Consider the following 16,330-nt stretch of genomic DNA (forward strand, 5'->3'; position numbering starts at 1 on the left):
GGCTGTATTCTTTTCTGCGCTTGTCAAAATGCGGTTATAAGGGCGGGATCTTAGCGGATTCGCGCCCTTTTTTACAGTGAAAGTGATGCTAAATCGGCCAGATATCGTCGATGATCAGCTGCACGCTGCGGTTGCCTCGGAACTCGTTAACATCAAGTTTATAGGCAAGGCTCACTTCACGCACGCCGTTATCCGGCCAGATAGTGGTATCGACGTTAAAGGCGATGCCGTCCAGCAGCGGGCCACCGCCGACCGGTTCAACCATGACCTTCAGGTGGCGCTCGCCGACGATACGCTGCTGCAACAGGCGAAAACGCCCATCGAACAGCGGCTCCGGGAACATCTGTCCCCACGGCCCGGCGTCGCGCAGCATCTCTGCAACTTCCAGCGTCATTTCCGCAGGGGAAAGCGGGCCGTCCGAGACGACCTCCCCCTGTAACAGGGAAGGATCCAGCCACTCGGTAACCAAATCGCCAAAGCGCTGCTGAAACTCCTCAAAGCGCGATGCCTCCAGCGACAGCCCCGCCGCCATAGCGTGACCACCGAACTTCAGCATCATGCCCGGATAGAGCGTATCGAGACGCTCAAGGGCGTCGCGCATATGCAGGCCCTGGATCGAACGGCCGGAGCCTTTCAGCAGACCGTCCCCCGCCGGGGCGAAGGCTATGACCGGGCGGTGGAAGCGCTCTTTGATGCGCGAGGCGAGAATACCGACCACGCCCTGGTGCCACTCAGGGTGATACATCGCCAGTCCGCCGGGCAGCGTCTCGCTGCTGCGCTCCAGCTTCTCGCACAGCGCCAGCGCCTCGGCCTGCATCCCCTGCTCAATCTCTTTACGCGTCTGGTTGAGGGCGTCCAGCTCGCTGGCCAACACCCGGGCTTCACCGACGTTGTCGCAGAGCAGCAGCGCCACGCCCACCGACATATCGTCGAGCCGCCCGGCGGCGTTAAGCCGGGGACCAAGGGCAAAACCGAGATCGCTGGCCGCCAGCTTCTGAGGATCGCGGTTGGCGATCTCCAGCAGCGCTTTAATACCCGGACGGCACTTGCCCGCACGAATGCGGCTCAGCCCCTGCCAGGTCAAAATACGGTTGTTGGCATCCAGCGGCACCACGTCGGCCACTGTGCCAAGGGCAACGAGATCCAGCAGCTCCGCCAGGTTAGGCTCGGCCAGACCACGGGCGGCAAACCAGCCCTGGTCACGCAGATGGGCGCGCAGGGCCAGCATCAAATAGAATGCAACCCCTACCCCTGCCAGCGACTTCGACGGGAAGGTGCAGTCGCGCAGGTTCGGGTTAACAATCGCCTCGGCGTCCGGCAGCGTCTCTCCTGGTAGGTGGTGATCGGTCACCAGCACCGGGATCCCCAGCTCATGGGCGCGATCGACGCCGGTATGGGAGGAGATACCGTTATCCACGGTCAGGATCATCTGCGCACCGCGGGCATGCGCCTGATCAACCACCTCCGGGCTTAGCCCGTAGCCGTCGTCGAAGCGGTTCGGTACCAGACAGGTGACGTTCCCACAGCCCAGCGCACGCAGGGCCAGCACGCTAAGGGCGGTACTGGTGGCACCGTCGGCGTCAAAATCGCCGACGACGACAATGCGCAGCTCCTCTTGCAGGGCGCGATAGAGCAGCGCCACGGCTTTATCGATGCCGCTGAGCTGCTGCCATGGGAGCATCCCTCTGACGCTGCGCTCCAGCTCCCCGGCCGAACTGACGCCGCGGCTGGCATATAAGCGCCGCAGCAGCGGGGGCAGGTTCGCCGGTAGATCCGCCGCCTCATCCACTGTTCGGCGGCGAAGTTGTCTCTGATGTTTCACGTAAATTATTTACCGCTCATAGATTTCTGCTGGTCGAGGAACGCCTTCAGCTCCTGCGGGCCCTGATAGCCCGGCACGACATAGCCGTTGCTCAGGACAATAGCCGGGGTGCCGCTAACGCCAAACTGCACGCCCAGCGCATAGTGGTTAGCAATGTCGATATCGCAGCTGGCTGGCTGCACGCCTTTGCCGTTCATCGCATTGTCGAAAGCCTTGTTACGATCTTTCGCACACCAGACCGACTTCATATCTTTTGCCGCATCGCTCTGGATACCCTGGCGCGGGAAGGCCAGGTAGCGCACGGTGATGCCCAGCGCGTTATAGTCCGCCATCTCTTCATGCAGTTTATGACAGTAGCCACAGGTGATATCGGTAAACACGGTAATGACGTGCTTCTCCTGTGCGGCCTTGTAGACAATCATCTCTTTTTCCAGCGCGTTGAGATGGGTCATCAGCATCTGGTTAGTGACGTTAACCGGCTGCGCACCGCTGACGTCGTACATCGGCCCCTGAATAATATGCTTACCGTCGTCGGTGACGTAGAGCACGCCGCTGTTGGTCATAACGGTTTTCATGCCGCTCACTGGCGCAGGCTGGATCTCGGTGCTCTGTACGCCCAGCTTCGCCAGCGACTGTTTGATGGCCGCGTCATCAGCGTGGGCCATCCCGGAGAGCGTTGCCGCCAGCAGGGTAAACATCATTAAACTCTTTTTCATAACCGTCCTTAACTGTTCAGCATCATGCCCGGGGGTGATGCTGTTGATGAAGTTGTCGCAAGCGCTCTGTGGCCACATGGGTGTAGATCTGGGTCGTAGAGAGATCGCTGTGTCCAAGCAGCATCTGCACCACGCGCAGGTCAGCGCCGTGGTTTAACAGATGCGTGGCAAACGCGTGGCGCAAAACGTGCGGCGAAAGCTTTTCACTGTCAATGCCCGCCAGCAGAGCATAGTGCTTGATCCGGTGCCAAAAGGTCTGCCGGGTCATCTGCTGGGCGCGCTGGCTTGGGAAGAGCGTATCGATTGAGGTGCCGTTCAGCAACCACGGCCGCCCATGCTCAAGATAGTTCTCCAGCCAGTAGACGGCCTCTTCTCCCAGCGGCACCAGACGCTCTTTATTACCTTTACCAATAACCCGCACGACGCCCTGACGCAGGCTGATATCGCTCATGGTCAGCCCTACCAGCTCTGAAACGCGCAGGCCGGTGGCATAGAGCACCTCCAGCATGGCCTTATCGCGCAGCTCCAGCGGCTGATCCACCAGTGGAGCCTGCAGCAGGCGTTCAACCTGGGCTTCACTGAGATCTTTTGGCAGCCGCTGCGGCAGCTTAGGCGACGCCAGCAGCGCGCTGGGATCGTCCGGGCGCAGCTTCTCGCGGTACAGATGCTGAAAGAGTCGCCGTATGGCGCTCAGCAGGCGCGCAGAGCTGGTAGCTTTATATCCGCCTTCAATGCGCTCCGCCAGCAGCGCCTGCAGGTCGTCGCTTTGCGCGCTCTGTAACGAGAGACCGCGATGGTGCAGCCACTCCGCCACCATGCTGAGATCGCGGCGGTAGGCGCTTAGCGTATTCTCCGCCAGATTACGCTCCAGCCAGAGCGCATCAAGAAACTGTTCTATGCGTGCGAGATCCTGATCCATTTGAGCCTCTTGGGGTCTGCGGCTCTCCATTATGCCTGATTGCCCACTGATTCTGGTACACTGTGCGTAAAGCCCCATCAGGAATTGAGACGTTTACGCTATGAACATTGGTCTTTTCTATGGTTCCAGTACCTGCTACACCGAAATGGCGGCGGAGAAGATCCGCGACGTTATCGGCCCGGAACTGGTTACGCTACATAACCTGAAAGACGACGCTGTCTCCTTAATGGAGCAGTACGATGTCCTCATCCTCGGCATTCCCACCTGGGATTTTGGCGAGCTTCAGGAGGACTGGGAAGCCGTTTGGGACCAGCTCGACGGCCTCAACCTTGACGGTAAAATCATTGCACTGTACGGCATGGGCGATCAGCTCGGCTACGGCGAGTGGTTCCTTGACGCGCTCGGCATGCTGCACGACAAGCTGGCCGCCAAAGCCGTCACCTTTGTTGGCTACTGGCCGACAGAGGGCTATGAGTTTACCAGCCCTAAGCCGGTGATTGCCGATGGTCAGCTCTTCGTTGGCCTGGCGCTGGATGAAACCAACCAGTACGATCAGAGCGAAGAGCGCATCCAGAGCTGGTGCGAACAGATCCTCAGCGAAATGGCCGAGCAGTTCGCCTGAGTTTTGTCAGTGCTCCCCTGTCGCTGGCTGCTGTAGCAGCATCCGGCGCAGGTCTCGCCACTCACGTTCATCCATACTGTCCGACGCCAACCACAGGTGATGCACGCGTCCGCCCTGCTTTTTACGCAGGCGCAGCATCATGCCGCTGGTCAGCATCCAGGGCGTGCCGATAATATCCCACTCCGCGTCCTGCCAGCGCAGCCGGGAATCCATCAGCAGCTTGATTTCACCGTGGCAAGCATTTATGCGCCGCTGGCTGCGTACGCAGTCAAACACCACCAGCGACAGCAGTATCAGCCACAGCGGCGTATAGCGCAGCGGCCAGGGAGCCAGCAGGATTATTGCCGCCACCAGGCCGTGAAGCAGAAGAGAGAGCCACTGAGCGCGCCACGAGACGCGTAGATCAGATTGCCACAGGACCACGTTCCCGATTCCGTGTCTGAATTAACTGCACCATTCTCTGCAACTCCGTGTCGGCAGGTTCACCGTGATTCATTAACCAGTTAAACAGATCCGGATCGTCACTTTCCAGCAGGCGAACGAAGAGCCGTTTGTCGTCATCGCTCAGCGTATCGTACTCGTGTTCAAAAAAAGGCATGATGGAGATATCCAGCTCGCGCATTCCCCGGCGGCAGGCCCAATGGATGCGGGCTTTATTATTTATGTCCATGTCTTCTCCCTGCATTACGCTATATAAGTATCGATAGTGCAGACAGTGTATCGTGTTTTTTGTTCATCCTTTACTGGAAAGTTGATAATTAGGAAGGGTGCTTCCAACATAAAACATCCCGGACGTACGTTTTGCATTTTATTGCGTAGCGCTACGCATCCCGGTGAAGTGAGCACAAATCGTATGCTTTTACCGCTTGCATTGGTCGGCGGCTCTTTTACCATTAAGCATCTAACAGCGTTAAGCAAACCAGGACACTATTATGGCCTTTACTCCTTTTCCTCCGCGCCAGCCTTCCGCCTCTGCGCGTCTGCCGCTGACGCTTATGACGCTCGACGATTGGGCGCTGGCAACCCTGACCGGCGCAGATAGCGAAAAGTATCTGCAGGGCCAGGTCACCGCTGACGTTGCCGCTCTGACCGAGCACCAGCATCTGCTGGCGGCGCACTGCGATGCCAAAGGCAAAATGTGGAGCAACCTGCGCCTGTTTCGCCGCGACGGCGGCTTTGCCTTGATTGAGCGCCGCAGCATCCGTGATGCTCAGCTGACCGAGTTAAAAAAATACGCGGTCTTCTCTAAGGTCACTATCGTGCCGGATGACGAGCACGTGCTGCTGGGCGTGGCCGGTTTTCAGGCCCGCGCCGCGCTGGCGAATGTATTTACCACCCTGCCCGACGCTGAAAAGCAGGTCGTACAGGAGGGGGCGACCTCTATTCTGTGGTTCACGCACCCGGCAGAGCGTTTCCTGCTGGTCACTGACGTGGCCACGGCGGAGCTGCTTAGCGAGAAGCTACGCGGTGAAGCGCAGCTGAACAACAGCCAGCAGTGGCTGGCGCTGAACATTGAAGCGGGCCTGCCGGTGATCGACGCCGCCAACAGCGCCCAGTTCATCCCTCAGGCCACCAACCTGCAGGCGCTCGGTGGCATCAGCTTTAAGAAAGGGTGCTATACCGGCCAGGAGATGGTCGCCCGGGCGAAGTTCCGCGGTGCCAACAAGCGCGCCCTGTGGTATCTGGCGGGCAAAGCGAGCCGCCTGCCGGAGGCGGGAGAAGATCTTGAGCTGAAGATGGGTGAAAACTGGCGTCGCACCGGGACAATCCTGGCGGCGGTACAGCTTGATGATGGCCGCCTGCTGGTACAGGCAGTGATGAACAACGATATGGAGCCGGACAGCGTCTTCCGCGTGCGCGACGATGCCAATACGCTCAGCATCGAGCCGCTGCCCTATTCGTTAGAAGAGTGAGTTGGTGCGCCGGGTGGCGGCTTCGCCTTACCCGGCCTACGGTTTTGTAGGCCCGGCAAGCCTTGCGCCGCCAGGCAAAATTCAAGCCTGGCCAACGTAGAAGTAGATGGCGAGGAAGTGGCACAGGCTGCCGCCCAGCACAAAGCCGTGCCAGATCGCGTGGTTGTAAGGGATGCGTCTGCACACGTAGAAGATCACCCCCAGCGAGTAGACAATGCCCCCCGCAGCCAGCAATATGAGCCCGCCAGCAGAGAGTCTGACGGCCAGCTCATAGATCACCACCAGCGACAGCCAACCCATCGCCAGGTAGGTCACGAGCGAGAGCACCTTAAAACGGTGAGCAATGGTTAATTTGAACAGGATCCCGAGCAGCGCCAGACTCCAGATAACAACCATCAGGCCGCGTGCAAGAGGTGAATCCAGCCCTACCAGTAAAAAAGGCGTATAGGTACCGGCTATCAGCAGATAGATAGCACAGTGGTCGAATTTTTTTAGCCACGGCTTTGCGCGCGGATGGGGAATAGCGTGATAGAGCGTTGAGGCCAGAAACAGCAGGATCATGCTGCCACCGTAAAGGCTGTAGCTGGTAATGGCCAGTGGGCTGGCATGATTATCCATTGCTTGCATCAGTAAGAGTACCAGTCCCACCACACCGAATATCAGCCCAATACCGTGACTTATGCTGTTGGCTATCTCCTCAGCCAGTGAATATCCCTGTTTTTTTAATGGTTTATCAACCATAGCTTACTCCAGAAAACCGAGGCTTGCGCCGGGTCACTCAGTAGCCGATAGCTGCCTGAATGATAACCAGTATAGAGTAACTGAGAATGATTCCAGTGCACACCTGTTAGCTAAAATAAATATTATCGTCAAAAAAATGCAATAAACTCACGCTTCGCTCAGGCTACAGCTGTTCCGGTTTTCAGAGCAGACCGCGCCGCGCCGCCGTTTCCCGTTTCGGGCAAAATGTGGCAGCATAGAGAGGTGCCGCACCGTGCAGATAACCATCTGAAAAAGGAAGCCTCGTGACCCTGTTTAACCACTCCGCTGTTGCCAGCCTCAACAACCTTGAGATGATGGTCTACAACGTGGTCATTAAAAATCGCGACAAGGTGATGTACATGACCATTCGCGAGCTGGCCGATGCCGCAGGCGTCTCTACCACTACTGTTCTCCGCTTCTGCCGCAAGCTGGAGTGCGAAGGCTACTCAGAGTTTCGCGTGCGCTTTAAATTATATTTAGCACAAAGCGAACCGCAGCCCGCTAATTTTGGTGCCAGCGAAATTATTAGCTTTTTTAAAAGCGTCAATAACGATGAATTCGACCGCCTGCTGGATCAGGCAACCGATATTATTTTAGCTTCTGAACGAATTATATTTGTCGGCGTCGGCACCTCCGGATCGTTAGCAAAATATGGCGCACGTTTCTTTTCTAACGTGGGTAAATTCAGCAATCACGTTGACGACCCCTATTTTCCCGTCACCAACGATATGGCGAAAAATGCGCTGGCAATTGTCCTCTCCGTCTCCGGCGAGACAGAGGAGATCCTGCGCTTCGCCAGCCAGTTCAGCCTGCATCGCTGTAAGGTGATGTCGATTACCAGCCACGAGCACTCGGCGCTGGCTAAGCTGGCAGATTTTAATCTCTCCTGGCATATTCCCCAGACGCGCATTTCAGGGGGCTACGATCTGACCACCCAAATTCCCGTGATCTATATTCTTGAAACCCTGGGCCGCAAGCTGGCGAAAAAATTAGCCTAAAAAAACAGGCTGTTTTTTCTCTGTAACATATTACCGAGGCGGCAACGTGTTATATCGTGACTTTCGATTGGGCTTTGCTAGACTCGGCGTAAACCTATTTTCTGTCGGTTACAGCGGGATAAATAAGCATGAAAAAGATCACCTTACCAAAAGACTTTTTATGGGGCGGCGCGGTCGCTGCGCATCAAGTTGAAGGCGGCTGGAACAAAGGCGGTAAAGGCCCGAGCATCTGCGACGTGCTGACCGGCGGCGCGCACGGCGTACCGCGTGAGATCACCCAGGACGTTGTGCCCGGCAAATACTATCCCAACCACGAAGCCATTGAGTTCTACAGCCACTACAAAGAAGACATCAAGCTGTTTGCCGAGATGGGCTTTAAGTGTTTCCGTACCTCTATCGCCTGGACCCGTATCTTCCCAAACGGCGACGAGCAGACGCCGAACGAAGAGGGTCTGAAGTTCTATGACGATATGTTCGATGAGCTGCTGAAATATAATATCGAGCCGGTGATCACCCTCTCCCACTTTGAGATGCCCCTGCATCTGGTACAGGCCTACGGCGGCTGGACCAACCGTAAAGTAGTAGATTTCTTTGTGCGCTTCGCCGAAGTGGTCTTCGAGCGCTATAAGAGCAAGGTCAAATACTGGATGACCTTTAACGAGATCAACAACCAGCGTAACTGGCGCGCGCCGCTGTTTGGCTACTGCTGCTCCGGCGTGGTCTATACCGAGCATGAAAATCCGGAAGAGACCATGTACCAGGTGCTGCACCACCAGTTCGTTGCCAGCGCGCTGGCAGTGAAGGCCGCGCGGGAGATCAATCCTGAGATGCAGGTTGGCTGCATGCTGGCCATGGTGCCGCTCTATCCGTTCTCCTGTAAGCCAGAAGACGTCATGTATGCTCAGGAGTCAATGCGCGAGCGCTGGGTCTTTACCGACGTGCAGCTGCGCGGCTACTACCCCTCCTACGTTCTGAACGAGTGGGAACGTCGCGGCTTTGATATCAAAATGGAAGCCAACGACGAGCAGATCCTGCGCGAGGGTACCTGCGCCTATCTCGGCTTCAGCTACTACATGACCAACGCGGTGAAAGCGGAAGGCGGCAGCGGTGACGCGATCTCTGGCTTTGAAGGCAGCGTGCCAAACCCGCACGTTAAAGCCTCTGACTGGGGCTGGCAGATTGACCCGGTCGGCCTGCGCTATGCTCTGTGCGAGCTGTACGAGCGCTACCAGAAGCCGCTGTTTATCGTGGAAAACGGCTTTGGCGCGTACGATAAAGTGGAAGAGGATGGCAGCATCAATGACGACTACCGCATTGATTACCTGCGCGCCCACGTGGAAGAGATGATCAAAGCCGTGACCTACGACGGCGTCGATCTGATGGGCTACACCCCGTGGGGCTGCATCGACTGCGTCTCCTTCACTACCGGCCAGTACAGCAAACGCTATGGCTTTATCTATGTGAACAAGCATGACGACGGTACCGGGGATATGTCCCGCTCCCGTAAGAAGAGCTTTGAGTGGTACAAAGCCGTGATCGCCAGCAACGGTGAGAACCTGTAACTACGCATTGCCGGGCGGCTACTTGCCGCCCGCTAACTCAATAAAACTGCACGTCACGTACGATGCCTTCTCGCTCAGCAGCCAGACTATCGCCTGCGCCACCTCTTCCGGCTGACCGCCGCGCTGCATCGGCAGCATGGACTTGATCCGATCCACGCGTCCCGGCTCGCCGCCAGAGGCGTGAATGTCGGTATAAATCAGGCCAGGGCGTACGCAGTTGACGCGAATGCCCTGCGCCGCCACCTCGAGTGATAAACCGGTGGTCAGCGAATCCACCGCCCCTTTGGAAGCCGCGTAATCCACATATTCACCCGGCGCGCCGAGGCGTGAAGCCGCGGAGGAGACATTCACTATCGCCCCACCCTTGCCGCCATGTTTAAACGACATGCGCTTTACCGCTTCGCGACAGCAGAGAAAGTAGCCCGTCACGTTGGTAGCCAGCACGCGGTTGATGCGTTCGGCCGACAGGTTTTCGATGGTCGATTGCTCAAACAAAATGCCTGCGTTATTGACCAGCGCGGTCAGCGGCTCGTTCTCCTCGTCGAGACGAGCGAACATCGCCAGCACCTGCGCTTCATCGCTGATATCTGCCTGTACCGCGAAAGCCCTACCGCCCGCAGCGACAATCGTGTTCACCACCTCGGTTGCCGCATCCACGTTGTGATGATAGTTAACCGCCACGCCGTAGCCTTCACGCGCCAGCTCCAGCGCCGTGGCCCTGCCAATGCCCCGGCTTGCGCCGGTTACCAGTGCAATACCCATTCCATTCTCCCAATAAAAAAGCCGGGTAGCGGCTTCGCCTTACCCGGCTTACGTTACTACACCAACACTATTACTGGTATTCGCTCATCGGCACGCAGGAGCAGAACAGGTTGCGGTCACCGTAGACGTCATCAAGACGCTTCACGGTCGGCCAGTACTTGTTCGCTGCCCCTGCCGGGAAGACCGCCAGCTCGCGGCTGTAGGCGTGGTTCCATTCCGCTACCAGCTCGTGCTGAATATGCGGAGCGTTAACCAACGGGTTGTCCTCTAGCGTCCACTCGCCGTCCTGCACGCGACCGATCTCCATGCGGATAGACAGCATCGCATCAATAAAGCGGTCCAGCTCGGCTTTGCTTTCGGACTCCGTTGGTTCCACCATCAGCGTACCCGCCACCGGGAAGGACATGGTTGGCGCGTGGAAGCCGTAGTCGATTAGACGCTTGGCGATATCCAGCTCGCTAATGCCGCTCTGCTCTTTCAGCGGACGAATATCCAGAATGCACTCGTGCGCTACGCGACCATCGCGACCGGTATAGAGTACCGGGAAAGCCGACTGCAGGCGGGTAGCAATGTAGTTAGCATTGAGGATCGCCACCTGGCTGGCTTTCTTCAGCCCTTCTGCGCCCATCATGCGGATATACATCCAGCTGATTGGCAGAATAGAGGCGCTGCCGAACGGGGCGGCAGAGACCGCGCCCTGACGGGTCAGCATCCCTTCAATCTGTACTACGCTGTGGCCTGGTACAAACGGTGCCAGGTGCGCTTTCACGCCGATAGGCCCCATGCCCGGACCGCCGCCGCCGTGCGGAATACAGAAGGTTTTATGCAGGTTGAGGTGCGACACGTCCGCGCCGATAAAGCCAGGGGAGGTGATCCCTACCTGAGCGTTCATGTTCGCGCCGTCGAGGTAGACCTGACCGCCGTACTGATGGACGATTTCGCACACCTCGCGGATCGTCTCTTCATAAACCCCGTGGGTAGACGGATAGGTCACCATGATGCAGGAGAGGTTATCCCCCGCCTGCTCGGCCTTGACACGCAGATCGGCCAGGTCGATGTTACCGTTTTTATCACAGGCAACCACCACCACCTGCATGCCGGCCATCTGCGCCGACGCCGGGTTGGTGCCGTGGGCGGAGCTGGGGATCAGGCAGATATCGCGATGGCCGTCGTTGCGGCTCTCATGGTAGTGGCGGATCGCCAGCAGGCCCGCGTACTCGCCCTGCGCGCCGGAGTTCGGCTGCATGCAGAGGGCGTCGTAGCCGGTCAGCTTCACCAGCCACTCAGAGAGCTGGTTGATCATCTGATGATACCCTTCCGCCTGGTCTGCCGGACAGAACGGATGCAGCTCGGAGAACTCAGGCCAGGTGATAGGGATCATCTCTGCGGCGGCGTTCAGCTTCATGGTGCAGGAGCCAAGCGGGATCATCGCCTGGTTCAGGGCCAGATCCTTACGCTCCAGCGAGTGCATGTAGCGCATCATCTCGGTTTCGCTATGGTAGCGGTTGAATACCGGATGGCTCAGAATAGCATCATCACGCAGCATACCCGGCTGAATTGAGCGGCTGTCGTGAGCCACTTCTTTGTCCAGCGCATCGATATTGAGACCATGACCATCGCCGACAATGACGTCAAACAGCGTCGCCACGTCTTCGCGGGTGGTGGTTTCATCAAGCGTAATGCCCACGGCGTTATGGATGTCGCTGCGCAGGTTGATCTCTGCCGCTTCGGCACGCGTCAGCACCGCCGCTTTATCGGCAATTTCAACGCAGAGGGTGTCAAAGAAGTGCGCATGGCGCAGCTTCAACCCTTTCTGCTGCAGGCCGGTGGCGAGGATATCGGCCAGGCGGTGGATACGACCCGCAATGCGCTTCAGCCCAACCGGGCCGTGGAATACGGCGTAGAGGCTGGCGATATTCGCCAGCAGCACCTGCGAGGTACAGATGTTGGAGTTCGCTTTCTCGCGACGAATATGCTGCTCGCGAGTCTGCATCGCCATGCGCAGCGCGGTGTTACCGGCAGCGTCTTTCGATACGCCGATAATACGGCCTGGCATGGAGCGTTTGAATTCATCTTTGGCAGCAAAGAAGGCCGCGTGCGGGCCGCCGTAGCCCATCGGCACGCCGAAGCGCTGGGCAGAGCCGAAGACGATATCCGCCCCCTGCTTGCCTGGTGCGGTCAGCAGCACCAGCGCCATAAAGTCTGCCGCGACGCTTACAACAACCTTGCGTGCTTTCAGCTCGCTAATCAGCGCGCTGTAGTCATGCACTTCACCTGTAGTGCCTACCTGCTGAAGCAGCACGCCGAAGAGATCCTGATGATCCAGCGCCTTGTCGGCGTCGTCGACCACAATCTCAAAGCCGAAGGTTTCCGCGCGGGTGCGCACCACGTCCAGGGTCTGCGGATGCACATCGGCGGCGACAAAGAAGCGGTTTGCCCCTTTCAGCTTGCTCACGCGTTTGGCCATAGCCATCGCTTCGGCTCCTGCGGTTGCTTCATCAAGCAGCGACGCGGAGGCGATATCGAGACCGGTGAGATCCAGCGTGACCTGCTGGAAGTTGAGCAGTGCCTCAAGGCGGCCCTGAGAGACTTCCGGCTGATAAGGGGTATAGGCGGTGTACCAGCCCGGGTTTTCCAGCATATTGCGCAGGATCACCGGCGGCAGCTGCACGGCGGTGTAGCCCATGCCGATGTAAGACTTAAAGCGCTTGTTGCGCGCGGCGATGGCTTTCAGCTCGGCCAGCGCGGCAAACTCCGTGGTCGCTTCGCCAATCTGCGGCGGCGTTGCCAGCTGAATGTCTTGCGGGACAATCTGGCCAATCAGGGCGTTAAGTGAATCTGCGCCAACGGTTTTCAGCATCTCTTGCTGCTGAGCAGCGTCCGGCCCGATGTGGCGATCGATAAAAGCGTCGCGGTGTTCAAGCTGGCTTAAAGTCTGGGTCATGAGCGATGGTTCCTGAAACGTGCGGTGAATCGTGGTTGTTCTTTCTCACATACGCAAAATAATTCGCGTTGCAGGAAGGCGGCGACGCAGTGAATCCTCAGGAGCTTACATAAGTAAGTGACTGGGGTGAGCGAGGAAGCCAACACACCTGCAACGTGAAGTATGAAGCGTATTACTCGTCTTCTAGCAGAGATTCGTATGCGGTCGCGCCCAGCAGGGCTTCAACCTCTGCTTCGTCGCTGGCCTTGATTTTAAAGATCCAGCCGCCAGCGTATGGCTCGCTGTTGACCAGCTCTGGGTTGTCGCTGAGCGCGTCGTTGACTGCCACGATCTCGCCGCTCACCGGAGCATAGATGTCGGAGGCCGCCTTAACGGATTCTGCAACGGCACAGTCATCGCCCGCGCTGACGGTAGCGCCCACGTCCGGCAGGTCAACGAACACCATATCGCCCAGCAGCTCCTGCGCATGTTCGGTGATGCCAACGGTGTAGGAGCCGTCTGCCTCTTTGCGCAGCCATTCGTGTTCTTTACTGTATTTCAGGTCGCCAGGTACATTGCTCATTCACATTTCTCCACGATAGATTAGGTTACGCGACGGCTTTGCCAGCGCGCACAAAAACAGGTTTCGTTACCTTCACCGGCATTTCACGGTTGCGGATCTGCACGATAGCCGTGTCGCCAATCCCGGCCGGTACGCGGGCCAGCGCGATGCTGTAGCCCAGCGTCGGCGAGAAGGTGCCGCTGGTGATAATGCCCTCCTGCGAGTTGCCGCTGGCATCGGTGAAACGCACCGGCAGTTCGTTACGCAGGACGCCTTTTTCGGTCATGATCAGGCCAACCAGCTGCTCGGTGCCTCTTTCACGCTGTAGTTCCAGCGCTTCACGGCCAATAAAATCACGATCGGCAGGCTCCCAGGCAATGGTCCAGCCCATATTCGCCGCCAGCGGCGAAACGCCTTCGTCCATCTCCTGGCCATAGAGGTTCATGCCCGCTTCCAGACGCAGCGTGTCGCGCGCGCCCAGACCGCAGGGCTTCACGCCTGCGCCAATTAGCGCCTGCCAGAAATCCGCTGCCTGCTCACTCGGCAGCGCAATCTCATAGCCCGCTTCACCTGTGTAGCCGGTGGTAGCGATAAACCAGCCGTCCGACTCCACGCCAAAGAAGGGCTTCATGCCTGCCACGGCCTGACGTTGGGCATCGGTAAACAGACCTGCCGCTTTCGCCTGGGCGTTCGGCCCCTGAACGGCGATCAGCGCCAGATCGTCACGAACGGTAATCTCGATATCAAAGGGAGCCGCGTGCTGGGTGATCCACGCGAGATCTTTTTCGCGGGTGGCAGAGTTCACCACGAGGCGGAAATGATCTTCGGTAAAGAAGTAGACGATCAGATCGTCAATAACGCCGCCGGAGGCGTTGAGCATGCCGCTGTAGAGCGCCTTGCCCGGCTGGGTCAGTTTAGCAACGTCGTTGGCCAGCAGATGGCGGAGAAACGCCCGGCAGAGGCTGCCGCGCAGATCGACGATGGTCATATGCGAGACATCAAACATACCGGCATCGGTGCGCACCGCGTGGTGCTCATCGATCTGCGAGCCGTAGTGCAGAGGCATCATCCAGCCGTGGAAATCCACCATGCGGGCGCCGCACAGCGTGTGTTGTTCGTATAAAGGGGTTTGCTGAGCCATCTTTTCCTCATTGAATAAGCGGGGCCAGGATAAATAAGGCGAAGTCGTAAGCACGTAAGCCTCGGTTCCAGACGGCGACGCAAACGTTACCTTTCGCCTGAACTTATCATCGAACAGCGGGCATAACCATAAGCAAAAATGTTCCATCACATTAGCTTATGACCTAAAACGCTGAAGCAGGCGGCAGGATATTACACTGGTACAGGCCGGTGAGTTTGCGATAAACATCATAAAACAGACGATGAAGACCCGATAAGCCAGCGTATTACGCGGCAAAGCACGCAGATTTCAAGATGGGAAAATTTTGGTAGATGAGAAAAAGTAATCCGAAAACCGGGGTGAAATTAGAATATTTCAAATGAGAGAATGCGTCCCTCTCCAGAGCCGGAGAGGGAAAGTGTGATCGAGTTAACGTAACCACTCGGGCAGATCGTTCAGGCCCATCGCCTGGCGAATAAGCTGCGGCTTAACCCCCGGCAGCGTGTCGGCCAGCTTCAGGCCGAGATCGCGCAGCAGCTTTTTCGCCGGGTGCGTGCCGGCAAACAGCTCGCGAAAGCCCTGCATACTCGCCAGCATCACCCCGGCGCTGTGTTTACGGCTGCGCTCATAGCGGCGCAGGTAGAGATGCTGACCGATATCTTTGCCTGCGCCGTGCAGGCGTTTCAGCTCGTTGACCATCTCGGCGGCATCCATAAAGCCAAGGTTTACCCCCTGCCCCGCCAGCGGATGGATGGTGTGCGCGGCATCGCCCACCAGCGCCAGCCGGTGGGCGGCAAACTGGCGTGCATAGCGGCCCGTGAGCGGAAACACCAGTCGCTCGCTCTCAAGGTGACAAAGGCCAAGGCGGTTATCGAACGCCATGTCCAGCGCCTGGTTGAAGGCCTCCTCTGTCGTATCCTGCATGCTTGCCGCCTCCAGCGGCGGCAACGACCAGACAATGGAGCAGAGATGCGGATCGCTCAGCGGCAGGAAGGCTAAGATGCCGTCGCCGTGGAAGACCTGACGCGCTACCGCCTCGTGAGGCTCATCGGTGCGGATAGTGGCAACCAGCGCATGATGACGATAGTCCCATGAGGTAAGCGCAATATCGGCTTTTTCACGCAGCCAGGAGTTAGCCCCGTCCGCGCCAACCACCAGCCGTGCCGTCAGCATGCCGCCATCTTTCAGGGTTAAAAAGGCTTCATTTTCACCCCAGGCGACCTGTTGTACGCCAGCGGGTGCCATAAGCGTAACATCCTGACACTGCTGCGCTCTCTGCCACAGCGCCTGATGGATCACATCGTTCTCAATAATATGGCCCAGGTGGCTATAGCCCATGCTGCGGTCGTCAAAAGCGATGCGTCCAAAGCTGTCTTTGTCCCACACTTCCATACCGTGATAGCAGCTGGCGCGGTTCGCCACGATAGATGACCAGACGCCAAGACGCGTCAGCAGCTTTTCACTGGCGGCGTTGATGGCCGAAACACGAAGCGCAGGCGGCGCACTCTCCGGCAGCGGCTGAGGCGGGTTTTGCTCCAGCACCGCTACGCGCAGGCCGCTCCCCTGCAATCCGCAGGCTACCGCCAGACCAACCATACCGCCGCCGACAATTGCTACATCTACACTCTGCAAAATTCGCTCCCAAGGCT

15 protein-coding genes are annotated in these 16,330 nt (G+C 58.0%); 4 read left to right on the forward strand and 11 right to left on the reverse strand.

Annotation, left to right across the window (positions count from 1 at the left end; genetic code table 11):
- Positions 1-88: 88 nt before the first annotated feature.
- The 3 genes from recJ to xerD are packed head-to-tail and all read right to left on the reverse strand — an operon-like array spanning position 89 to position 3,457.
- Positions 89-1,822, reverse strand: a complete 1,734-nt coding sequence (gene recJ, locus WFN61_RS07245; RefSeq protein ID WP_312174577.1) for a single-stranded-DNA-specific exonuclease RecJ — start codon at positions 1,820-1,822, stop codon at positions 89-91.
- A gap of 5 nt (positions 1,823-1,827) precedes the next feature.
- Entirely contained in the window at positions 1,828-2,538 is a 711-nt protein-coding gene (gene dsbC / locus WFN61_RS07250) for a bifunctional protein-disulfide isomerase/oxidoreductase DsbC (protein WP_042388024.1), read from the reverse strand.
- A 22-nt stretch (positions 2,539-2,560) separates the two neighbouring features.
- Positions 2,561-3,457, reverse strand: coding sequence for a site-specific tyrosine recombinase XerD (gene xerD / locus WFN61_RS07255; RefSeq protein WP_042388027.1), 897 nt, complete (start codon positions 3,455-3,457; stop codon positions 2,561-2,563).
- Between the two features lie 100 nt (positions 3,458-3,557).
- Here xerD and fldB point away from each other — a divergent pair, with 100 nt between their 5' ends.
- Entirely contained in the window at positions 3,558-4,079 is a 522-nt protein-coding gene (gene fldB / locus WFN61_RS07260) for a flavodoxin FldB (RefSeq protein ID WP_042388029.1), read from the forward strand.
- A gap of 6 nt (positions 4,080-4,085) precedes the next feature.
- Here fldB and WFN61_RS07265 read toward each other — a convergent pair whose 3' ends face one another.
- Both WFN61_RS07265 and sdhE read right to left on the reverse strand, forming a co-directional pair.
- Positions 4,086-4,502, reverse strand: a complete 417-nt coding sequence (locus tag WFN61_RS07265) for a protein YgfX (protein WP_144816072.1) — start codon at positions 4,500-4,502, stop codon at positions 4,086-4,088.
- Complete coding sequence (sdhE, locus tag WFN61_RS07270) at positions 4,483-4,749, reverse strand: FAD assembly factor SdhE (protein WP_042388033.1); 267 nt, start codon at positions 4,747-4,749, stop codon at positions 4,483-4,485. Before sdhE ends, WFN61_RS07265 begins: the two co-directional genes overlap by 20 nt.
- Positions 4,750-5,011: 262 nt before the next feature.
- Here sdhE and ygfZ point away from each other — a divergent pair, with 262 nt between their 5' ends.
- Positions 5,012-5,992, forward strand: coding sequence for a tRNA-modifying protein YgfZ (gene ygfZ, locus WFN61_RS07275; RefSeq protein WP_337038426.1), 981 nt, complete (start codon positions 5,012-5,014; stop codon positions 5,990-5,992).
- A gap of 81 nt (positions 5,993-6,073) precedes the next feature.
- Here the strand turns inward: ygfZ and trhA are convergent, their stop codons facing one another.
- On the reverse strand, positions 6,074-6,733 hold the full coding sequence (gene trhA, locus WFN61_RS07280) for a PAQR family membrane homeostasis protein TrhA (RefSeq protein ID WP_144816076.1): 660 nt from the start codon (positions 6,731-6,733) through the stop codon (positions 6,074-6,076).
- Between the two features lie 290 nt (positions 6,734-7,023).
- Here trhA and WFN61_RS07285 point away from each other — a divergent pair, with 290 nt between their 5' ends.
- Positions 7,024-7,752 (forward strand): MurR/RpiR family transcriptional regulator, encoded by a 729-nt coding sequence (locus WFN61_RS07285; protein WP_144816820.1) that lies wholly within the window; start codon positions 7,024-7,026, stop codon positions 7,750-7,752.
- 128 nt (positions 7,753-7,880) lie between these two features.
- Positions 7,881-9,314 carry a 6-phospho-beta-glucosidase gene (locus tag WFN61_RS07290; protein ID WP_312273196.1) on the forward strand — a complete coding sequence of 478 codons (1,434 nt, stop codon included), beginning with the start codon at positions 7,881-7,883 and terminating at the stop codon, positions 9,312-9,314.
- 18 nt (positions 9,315-9,332) lie between these two features.
- On the opposite strand, the gene WFN61_RS07295 is transcribed toward WFN61_RS07290, so the two are convergent.
- The 5 genes from WFN61_RS07295 to ubiI all read right to left on the reverse strand — a co-directional run bounded on the left by WFN61_RS07295 (position 9,333) and on the right by ubiI (position 16,313).
- Positions 9,333-10,076, reverse strand: a complete 744-nt coding sequence (locus WFN61_RS07295; protein ID WP_337038428.1) for an SDR family oxidoreductase — start codon at positions 10,074-10,076, stop codon at positions 9,333-9,335.
- Positions 10,077-10,146: 70 nt separating this feature from the next.
- Positions 10,147-13,020, reverse strand: coding sequence for an aminomethyl-transferring glycine dehydrogenase (gene gcvP / locus WFN61_RS07300; protein WP_337038430.1), 2,874 nt, complete (start codon positions 13,018-13,020; stop codon positions 10,147-10,149).
- Between the two features lie 172 nt (positions 13,021-13,192).
- Positions 13,193-13,582, reverse strand: coding sequence for a glycine cleavage system protein GcvH (gene gcvH / locus WFN61_RS07305; protein ID WP_337038432.1), 390 nt, complete (start codon positions 13,580-13,582; stop codon positions 13,193-13,195).
- A gap of 25 nt (positions 13,583-13,607) precedes the next feature.
- Entirely contained in the window at positions 13,608-14,702 is a 1,095-nt protein-coding gene (gene gcvT, locus WFN61_RS07310) for a glycine cleavage system aminomethyltransferase GcvT (RefSeq protein WP_313572939.1), read from the reverse strand.
- Positions 14,703-15,110: 408 nt separating this feature from the next.
- Complete coding sequence (gene ubiI, locus WFN61_RS07315; RefSeq protein WP_337038433.1) at positions 15,111-16,313, reverse strand: FAD-dependent 2-octaprenylphenol hydroxylase; 1,203 nt, start codon at positions 16,311-16,313, stop codon at positions 15,111-15,113.
- Between the last annotated feature and the right edge of the window lie 17 nt (positions 16,314-16,330).

The organism is Pseudescherichia sp. AS216, from assembly GCF_037152055.1.
GTDB lineage: Bacteria > Pseudomonadota > Gammaproteobacteria > Enterobacterales > Enterobacteriaceae > Pseudescherichia.

Coding starts and splice junctions, on each gene's coding strand:
- dsbC (WP_042388024.1), bottom strand. CDS start 2,538: ATGAAAAAGAGTTTAATGATGTTTACCCTGCTGGCGGCAACGCTCTCC.
- xerD (WP_042388027.1), bottom strand. CDS start 3,457: ATGGATCAGGATCTCGCACGCATAGAACAGTTTCTTGATGCGCTCTGG.
- fldB (WP_042388029.1), top strand. CDS start 3,558: ATGAACATTGGTCTTTTCTATGGTTCCAGTACCTGCTACACCGAAATG.
- sdhE (WP_042388033.1), bottom strand. CDS start 4,749: ATGGACATAAATAATAAAGCCCGCATCCATTGGGCCTGCCGCCGGGGA.
- ygfZ (WP_337038426.1), top strand. CDS start 5,012: ATGGCCTTTACTCCTTTTCCTCCGCGCCAGCCTTCCGCCTCTGCGCGT.
- trhA (WP_144816076.1), bottom strand. CDS start 6,733: ATGGTTGATAAACCATTAAAAAAACAGGGATATTCACTGGCTGAGGAG.
- WFN61_RS07290 (WP_312273196.1), top strand. CDS start 7,881: ATGAAAAAGATCACCTTACCAAAAGACTTTTTATGGGGCGGCGCGGTC.
- WFN61_RS07295 (WP_337038428.1), bottom strand. CDS start 10,076: ATGGGTATTGCACTGGTAACCGGCGCAAGCCGGGGCATTGGCAGGGCC.
- gcvP (WP_337038430.1), bottom strand. CDS start 13,020: ATGACCCAGACTTTAAGCCAGCTTGAACACCGCGACGCTTTTATCGAT.
- gcvH (WP_337038432.1), bottom strand. CDS start 13,582: ATGAGCAATGTACCTGGCGACCTGAAATACAGTAAAGAACACGAATGG.
- gcvT (WP_313572939.1), bottom strand. CDS start 14,702: ATGGCTCAGCAAACCCCTTTATACGAACAACACACGCTGTGCGGCGCC.